General features: G+C 62.6%; 7 protein-coding genes. 1 reads left to right on the top strand and 6 read right to left on the bottom strand.

All coding sequences use genetic code 11. The features are described 5' to 3' along the window. Positions 1-45: 45 nt before the first annotated feature. The 3 genes from BRAS3809_RS01010 to xoxF5 form a co-directional block, all read right to left on the bottom strand. Complete coding sequence (locus BRAS3809_RS01010; protein ID WP_008960238.1) at positions 46-1155, bottom strand: S-(hydroxymethyl)glutathione dehydrogenase/class III alcohol dehydrogenase; 1110 nt, start codon at positions 1153-1155, stop codon at positions 46-48. 63 nt (positions 1156-1218) lie between these two features. After that, complete coding sequence (locus tag BRAS3809_RS01005) at positions 1219-1698, bottom strand: c-type cytochrome, methanol metabolism-related (RefSeq protein WP_008960237.1); 480 nt, start codon at positions 1696-1698, stop codon at positions 1219-1221. A 132-nt stretch (positions 1699-1830) separates the two neighbouring features. Further along, positions 1831-3633, bottom strand: a complete 1803-nt coding sequence (gene xoxF5, locus BRAS3809_RS01000; RefSeq protein ID WP_008960236.1) for a lanthanide-dependent methanol dehydrogenase XoxF5 — start codon at positions 3631-3633, stop codon at positions 1831-1833. A 406-nt stretch (positions 3634-4039) separates the two neighbouring features. Here xoxF5 and BRAS3809_RS00995 point away from each other — a divergent pair, with 406 nt between their 5' ends. Continuing rightward, complete coding sequence (locus BRAS3809_RS00995) at positions 4040-4993, top strand: helix-turn-helix domain-containing protein (RefSeq protein WP_035654826.1); 954 nt, start codon at positions 4040-4042, stop codon at positions 4991-4993. Between the two features lie 41 nt (positions 4994-5034). Here the strand turns inward: BRAS3809_RS00995 and BRAS3809_RS00990 are convergent, their stop codons facing one another. Genes BRAS3809_RS00990 through BRAS3809_RS00980 form a run of 3 tightly spaced genes read right to left on the bottom strand, consistent with a single transcriptional unit; the run spans position 5035 to position 8001 of the window. Continuing rightward, the gene (locus BRAS3809_RS00990) at positions 5035-5970 is read right to left on the bottom strand and encodes a substrate-binding periplasmic protein (RefSeq protein WP_008960234.1); all 936 of its coding nucleotides are present in this window, start codon (positions 5968-5970) and stop codon (positions 5035-5037) included. After that, entirely contained in the window at positions 5970-6311 is a 342-nt protein-coding gene (locus tag BRAS3809_RS00985; RefSeq protein WP_008960233.1) for a c-type cytochrome, read from the bottom strand. The genes BRAS3809_RS00990 and BRAS3809_RS00985 overlap by 1 nt, the downstream gene beginning before the upstream one ends. A 25-nt stretch (positions 6312-6336) precedes the next feature. Next, positions 6337-8001 carry a methanol/ethanol family PQQ-dependent dehydrogenase gene (locus BRAS3809_RS00980; RefSeq protein WP_008960232.1) on the bottom strand — a complete coding sequence of 555 codons (1665 nt, stop codon included), beginning with the start codon at positions 7999-8001 and terminating at the stop codon, positions 6337-6339. Positions 8002-8094: the final 93 nt, after the last annotated feature.

Below are 8094 nucleotides of genomic sequence, written 5' to 3'. Positions count from 1 at the left end.
GTGGACAGTCATGGCGCAATCCTCCTCAGTTTTGCGTGGCTCGGGTCAGAACACGACGACGGAACGGATCGACTTGCCCTCATGCATCAGGTCGAAGCCCTTGTTGATGTCTTCGAGCTTGAGCGTGTGGGTGATCATCGGGTCGATTTCGATCTTCCCGTTCATGTACCAGTCGACGATCTTGGGGACGTCGGTGCGCCCGCGCGCGCCGCCGAACGCGGTGCCCTTCCAGACTCGCCCGGTGACGAGCTGGAACGGACGAGTCGCGATCTCCTTGCCGGCCTCGGCGACGCCGATGATGATCGATTCGCCCCAGCCGCGATGGCAGGCTTCGAGCGCCTGGCGCATCACGGTGGTGTTGCCGGTGCAGTCGAAGGTGTAGTCGGCGCCGCCATCGGTGAGCGCGACAAGGTGCTGGACGATGTCGCCGGTGACCTTCTTCGGATTGACGAAATGGGTCATGCCGAAGCGACGGCCCCATTCCTCCTTGCTGTCGTTGATGTCGACGCCGATGATCTTGTCGGCACCCGCCATCCGGGCACCCTGGATCACATTGAGGCCGATGCCGCCGAGGCCAAAGATCACGACATTCGAGCCCGGCGTGACCTTCGCCGTGTTGACGACCGCGCCGACGCCGGTCGTGACGCCGCAACCGATGTAGCAGCTCTTGTCGAACGGGGCGTCCTCGCGGATCTTGGCGACTGCGATCTCCGGCAGCACGGTGTGGTTGGCAAAGGTCGAGCAGCCCATGTAGTGATAGATGGTCTGGCCCTTGTAGCTGAAGCGCGAGGTGCCGTCGGGCATCAGGCCCTTGCCCTGCGTCGCGCGAATCGCGGTGCAGAGATTGGTCTTGCGGCTGAGGCAGCTCTTGCACTGGCGGCATTCCGGCGTGTAGAGCGGAATGACGTGGTCGCCGGGCTTGACCGAGGTCACGCCGGGTCCGACCTCGCGCACGATGCCGGCGCCCTCATGGCCGAGGATCGAGGGGAAGATGCCCTCGCTGTCGAAACCGTCGAGCGTGTAGGCATCGGTGTGGCAGATGCCGGTCGCCTTGATCTCGACCAGCACCTCGCCGGCCTTCGGTCCCTCGAGGTCGACCTCGACGATCTCCAGCGGTTTCTTGGCTTCGAAAGCGACCGCGGCGCGCGTCTTCATGTCTCAAACTCCTGTTTCAGTCTCTCAAGGCCGCGACCCTGCCCAGAGCGCGGCCTTCGTCGGTCATTTCTTGCCCATGCAGGAGTTCTCCGCTTCCGTATAGGCTGGCGGCTTGTCCTCGTGCTTGGCCGGGCGAACGCGTCCCACGGCATCATTGCTGCGGGCGCGAAGATAGATATACAGGTCATCCATGTAGCAGGCCACATTCGGATTATCGCCGAACGCGGGCATGACGTTCTCCTGGGACGTGCTGACGTTCTTGCGTCCGCTCGCGACGACGCCGAGGAAGTCCCCGTAGCTCATGTTCTTGACCGAGTCCTTCAGCGCAGGCGCGTAGGTCGATCCCATGCCGTCCGGGCCGTGACACACATGGCACTCCGAGTGATAGCGGCGGTATCCGGAGTAGGTGTACCAATCGACCGTTCCGTCGGCGGCCACCTTGTAGGTCGGATTGCCGTCCTTATCGAAGTACTTTCCGTCTTCGGATTTCACGGCCGTTGGATCTCCGGGGCCTTCAGCCCAGGCATTTCCGGCGACAGTCATCCCGCCGGTTGCCAGGCTCAGCGCCGTGGCGACCGCAAACCAGATTCTACGCAAGGGCGTTTTCCCTTAATTTTTTGGTGTAGGCGAACCGGCGCATGGAGGAGATCCATGCGCCGGAGCAGGAGACCAAGCTTACTGCGGGAGCGAGAACACGGTGAGCGCGCCGCCGAGAGCGGTGTAGTTGCTCAGTGCCGCATAGCCGCCGACCGCGCCGAGACCTGCCGTCGGATCGGTCAAGCCTGCCGCGAGACCGATGCCGGCCCAGCCACCGACGCCCGAGAGCACCGCGACGTACTGCTTGCCGCCGGCCTCATAGGTCGTGACGTTGCCGATGATGCCGGACGGAGTCTTGAACTTGTAGAGCTCCTTGCCCGTCTTGGCATCGACCGCCTTGAGGTAGCCTTCCAGCGTGCCGTAGAACACCACGCCGCCGGCCGTTGCGAGGGCGCCCGACCACACCGAGAACGGCTCCTTGTTCGACCAAGCGATCTTGCCGGTCTTGCCGTCCCAGGCGATGAAGTTGCCCATGTTGGTCTCACCCTGGGGCGGATACATCGACAGGGTCGCGCCGACATAGGGCTGACCTGCGGTGTAGCTCACCTTGAAGGGCTCGTAGTCCATGCAGACATGGTTGGTGGGGACGTAGAACAGCTGCGTGTCCGGCGAGTAGGCCGCCGGCTGCTCGTCCTTGGTGCCGAGCGCGGCCGGGCAGATGCCCTTGGTGTTGACGTCCTCGCCCTGCTTGTCGGTCGAGTATTGATCGACGACCTTCGGACGGCCATAGGTCGCCGAGTTCTTGTCCATGTCGACGCCGGTGGTCCAGTTGACCTTCGGATCGTACTTCTCGGCGACCAGCAGCTCGCCGCTGGCGCGGTCGAGTGTATAACCGAGACCGTTACGATCGAAGTGCGTCAGCAGCTTGCGCGGCTGGCCGTTGATCGCCTGGTCCGACAGGATCATCTCGTTGACGCCGTCATAGTCCCACTCGTCGTGGGGCGTCATCTGATAGACCCACTTCGCGACGCCGGTGTCGGCATTGCGCGCGAAGATCGTCATCGACCACTTGTTGTCGCCCGGACGCTGCTTGGGATTCCAGGTCGAGGGATTGCCCGAGCCGTAATACACCATGTCGAGCTGCGGGTCGTAGGAGACCCAGCCCCAGGTGCAGCCGCCGCCGGTCTTCCACTGATCGCCCTGCCAGGTCTTCAGGCTGGAGTCCTTGCCGACCGGCTTGCCGAGCGAGGTGGTGTTCGCGTCAAACAGGATCTGATCGTCCGGACCTTCCGAATAGGCCTTCCAGACCTGCTTGCCGCTCTTGATGTCGTAAGCGGTCATGCTGCACTGGACACCGAACTCGCCACCGGACGTGCCGACCAGGACCTTGTCCTTGACGACGAGCGGAGCCGAGGTGCCGGTCTGGCCCTTGCTCGGATCGCCGTTGACCGCGGTCCAGACGTGCTGGCCGGTCTTGGCGTCGATCGCGACGAGCTTGTCGTCGGCCTGATGCAGGAAGATCTTGCCGTCACCATAGGCGACGCCGCGATTCACCGTGTCGCAGCACATCACCGGAATGACGTTCGGATCCTGCTTCGGCTCGTACTTCCAGACGATCTTGTTGTCGTTGGCCAGATCGAGCGCATACACCTTGTTCGGGAACGGCGTGTGCACATACATCATGTTGCCGACGATGAGCGGTCCGCCCTCGTGGCCGCGCAGCACGCCGGTGGAGAAGGTCCACGCGACCTGCAGCTTGCCGACGTTCTGGGCGTTGATCTGGTTGAGCTTGGAGTAGCGCGTGTTGGCGTAGTCGCCAGCCGGCATCACCCAGTCCTTCGGGTTGGCCGACATCTTGACCAGCTCTTCGCTGGCAAATGCGCCACCCGCGGCGAGCGCCGCGACTGACGTCAGACATGTTGCGAGTAGCACTCTTCGCATCGTCTTTCCTCCCGGGTTCAACTGAGGTTCCGCATCACGCGGCCCAGTATTCGTTTTCGGCATCATTGATTATCCACTTCCGGATCGGGAAACTTGCCCAAAAGAGAAAAGCGCTTGCTCAAGAGTGAAGCGACGAGAAGTTTTTGAAGGAGAATCTGCTTTGCTGGTCCGCAACATGAGGCTCATTCTTGCTGCGTAGCATCAATTTTCAGAAGGGCGTTCCACCGAAGGTTGATGTTTTCCTTGACCTTACAAGAATGAAGGCGGAGGATCATTGGGGGCGTTTTATGGAACTGATGTGTCGCGAGGGATACCGCGGCCTTAAAATCGGAGTAATCTGGCAGCACTCTCATCCGCCGTCCTGCGGCGGACCCGTTGCGTCTCGATCTTGAATCGGTGGATGAAGATGTCCGATACGATCCGCTCGCTTACTACCTCGGGGTTCTCACCCAAGAGTCAGATCCAGCGTTGGTCAGATGCACTGACCGATCTCTGCGGACGTTTCGATGTCGATCCGCTGGAGGGCGCCTCATTCGAGGGGCGCATCAACTTCACCACGGTTTCCCGCTTGAAGCTGTGCCAGATTGAAGCAAGCCAGCACCGCATCGCGCATACCTATGCGCGCGCGCAGAAAGTGGCGCACCCGTACATCAAGATTCTGTTCCAGACTTATGGAATCTCCTATTTCGAACAGGAAGGCCGCCAGATCGAGATCGGTCCCGGCGATTGCCTCGCTTACGATGTGTCCACGCCGCACACGATCATCAGCCCGGCGCTGACGCGTCATGACGTGGTGATCGTTCCCAAGGAGCTGTTGCAGGAGCGCGGCTTCCGGTCCGAGAAGATGCCGGCCTACAAGCTGTCGGCGCGGAGCGGGACCGGTCGCATTGCGCACGACGTGACGCATTCGGCCTTCGACGAGGCGACCCGGCTCACCCCGAACTCGGCCGTCGGCGTCGCCGAATCGCTGATCGATCTGTTGCTGCTACCGCTGCGGGAAGCGGACAACATGCTCGACCGGGGAGGACCCGAAGCCGTCTATGTGCGCGCGCAGGCCTTTATCCGCGAGCACCTTCGCGATCCCGACCTCTGCATCGACCAGATCTCGGCCGCCCTGGGCTGCACCAAGCGGTATCTCCACATGGTGTTCAGCGATCGTGGCATGACGGTCAGCGACTATATCTGGCGAGCGCGGCTGCAACACTGCCGCCAGGAGCTGGAGACCCAGAGCGGCAAGACGATCACTGACGTCGCGTTCTCCTGGGGCTTTTCCAGCTCATCACACTTCAGCCGCGTGTTCCGAAAGTATTTCGGCGTCGTGCCGTCGTCGGTCCACAAGATCGCGGCCCGCGCCGATTGAGCCTTCAGATTGAGCCTTCAGCGGCGGAGCCCGCAGCGGCGCTAGCGCGCGCCGCTGCGAATGATTTTCTGGAACGCGTCGCCCAGGATCGCCGGCTCGCGCGGCGGCAGATAGGTCAGGCCGGCGGAGCGGGCCAGATCAGCCAGAGTGCCGGACGCAATGAGATCGTTCAACGACTTATCGACGGCGGCCAGCAACTCGGCTGAACTCGACAGCCCGACATAGCCGCGGTTGACGCCGATCGGATAGCTGTAGCCGGAGGGCGCGAGCTTGCTCTCCGGATGAGCCGCCCGATACGCATCGAAGCGTCGGCTGTCGAGCAGCGTCGCGTCGAACTTTCCCTGTTCGAGCGCGCCCAGCAGATCATCACGCGTCGGAATCAGATGGGTGATGTCGTCGATCAGGCGGCCCTTGTCGAAGGTCATGAGGATCGCGTCGGCCAGCGTGCCGCTCTCGATCGCGAGCCTGAGACCGGCGAGATCGCCGATATCGCGGATCTGGCGCTGTTTCGCGGCGGGCCCGAGAACGACCGTCAGCGTCGAGAACATGTAGGGCTTGCTCGGCGTCAGCGTACCCAGCGGAATGCGCTGCCGGCGGTCGTCACGTGTGGCACCATCGAAGTCGGGCAGCTTCGCCGTTTTGACTCCGGGCGCGACCAGCCCATCCTGTGTGAAAGCGTAGCTGGCCAGCAGCGAGCACCGGCCATCGGAGAGCAGGGCGTTCGCCTCGAGGGCCGGGCTCGAATCCTCGTCGAGCTTGCTCTCGAACCATTGAATTTCGAGCTTCTTGCCAAGGCGATCAGCGATCGCCTGGCCGAGCAGCACGTCAAATCCGTTGCCGGGCTTGCCACGTTGGTGGAGCGAGAACGGCGGGAGATTCTCGTCCAGACAAATGCGCAGCACGTCACCAGCGGCCTGCGCCGCTGATGACGCTGTCGAAATCAACAAGGCGACCGTCCAACATGCAAGACGGCGCATCATTGCGTTCTCCGGCTCGAGACATAGGCCCAGAGCGCGGTAATCTCGTCGTCGCTGAGAATGTCACCCCAGGGCGGCATACGGCCGTTCTTGCCTTGCTTCACCGTCGTGACGAAACGCGGCTGATCGTCCGGAAACCTGCGAAGGTCCGGCGTGACGGTGCCGGAATTCACCATGTTGGGACCATGGCAATGCGAGCACTTCTGGGCAAAGGTCGTCTTGCCGAGATCGATTGCGCTGTGTGCAGCGCTGTCGTCCTGCTGCTGAGCGATGGCGGCCGCGGAGAGCACGGCCGACATCGCGACGACGGCGGCGAACGTCGCCGCCGTCCTCATGAACATGTGTTGGGTCACGCGCAATCCGTACTTAGTTCTTGACCGCGAAGACCCACAGCGAGCCGCCTGCCGGAACGTTGGCGAGGCGCTCGTCACCGGAGAACAGCGAGTAGACGCCGCCGTAGCCGGACGTCACGGCCACGTATTGCACGCCGTCCTGCTGCCAGGTCACGGGCTGGCCTTCGATGCCGGAGCCGGTCTGGAACTGCCAGAGCTTCTTGCCGCTGTCGGCGTCGAAGGCTTCGAACTCGCCGGTCAGCTTGCCCGAGAATACCACGCCGCCCGCCGTCGACAGCACGCCGGAGAAGCGCGGAATGTCGCTCGGCTGCTCCCACTTGGTCTTGCCGGTCATCGGGTCGATAGCCTTCAGCTGACCGCGCGGGCCCTCCGGCCAATCCCAGAGGTCGGTCAGGTCCATGCCGAGGTACCACTCGCCGGCCTTGTAGGTCGCGGGCTCGGTCTTGTAGTGGCCGCCGAACACGAGGGTGTTGGCATAGGCGAGGCCTGTCTGCGGATTGAACGACATCGGCTCCCAGTTCTTGCCGCCGAGGATCGACGGATAGACCGTGACCTTCTTGCCCTCGCGTGCGTCGCGCGTGACATCGGTCTCGACCGGCTTGCCGGTCTTGAGATCGATGCTGGAGGCCCAGTTCACCTTGACGTAGGGGTTGGCCGCCAGCAGCTTACCGTTGGTGCGATCGAGCACATAGAAGAAGCCGTTGCGATTGGCGTTCATCAGCACCTTGGTCGGCTTGCCCTCGACGTTCATGTCGGCAAGCACCATCTCCGCGACCGCGTCATAGTCGAACGGATTGTTCGGCGAGAACTGGAAGTGCCACTTCATCTTGCCGGTCTTCGGATCGAGCGCGAGCACCGAGCAGGTGTAGAGGTTGTCGCCCGGGCGCACCGCTGCGTTGAACGGGCCGGGATTGCCGACGCCCCAGAACACGGTGTTCTGCTCGGGATCGTAGGAGCCGGTGATCCAGGTCGAGCCACCGCCCAGCTTCCAGGTGTCGCCCTTCCAGGTGTCGCCGCCGGGTTCATCCGGGGTCGGGACGGTGTGCGTGCGCCACAGATGCTTGCCGGTCGCCGGATCCCAGCCGTCGATGAAGCCGCGGGTGCCGAACTCCGCGCCGGAGATTCCGGTCAGCACGACGCCGTCGGCGACGAGCGGCGCGACCGTCATCGAGTAGCCTTCCTTGATGTCGGCCGCCTTCTGGCGCCACAGCTCCTTGCCGGTCTTGGCATCGAGCGCGATCACATTGGCATCGAGCGTGGTGCGGAAAACCTTGCCGTCATACAGCGCGGCACCGCGGTTGATGATGCCGCAGCAGACAACACGCGGGGTCTCCGCGGGATATTCGATCTTGCTCTTCCAGATCTGCTTGCCGGTCTTGGCATCGACCGCCATCGTCGCGTTGTGCGTCGTGACGTAGAGGACACCCTGGTATACCAGCGGCTGAGACTCTTCGCTGCGGTCGTCGGCGAAGCTGTAGTTCCAGACCGGAACGAGGTTCTTGGCGTTGTCCTTGTTGATCTGCGTCAGCGGGCTGAACCTCTGCAGATTATAGCCCATGCCGTAGTTGAGAACATTCCCCGTATCAGTTGCACCCTTGACCAACTGATCGGCGCTCTGCGCGCTCGCACCGTGTGATGCAAGAATAGCGAGGCCCGCGGCCAGCGCGATCCGCTTCATTCATTTCCTCCAAGATTTTTATGCGCGCCTATTCTGACGCTGCGGGAACAACACTCCGCTCGAAATCGGGAAGCGTCAATACGAAAAGGTGGG

The organism is Bradyrhizobium sp. STM 3809 (assembly GCF_000239795.1).
Classification (GTDB): domain Bacteria; phylum Pseudomonadota; class Alphaproteobacteria; order Rhizobiales; family Xanthobacteraceae; genus Bradyrhizobium.
This window is presented reverse-complemented; position numbering and strand designations above follow the sequence as displayed.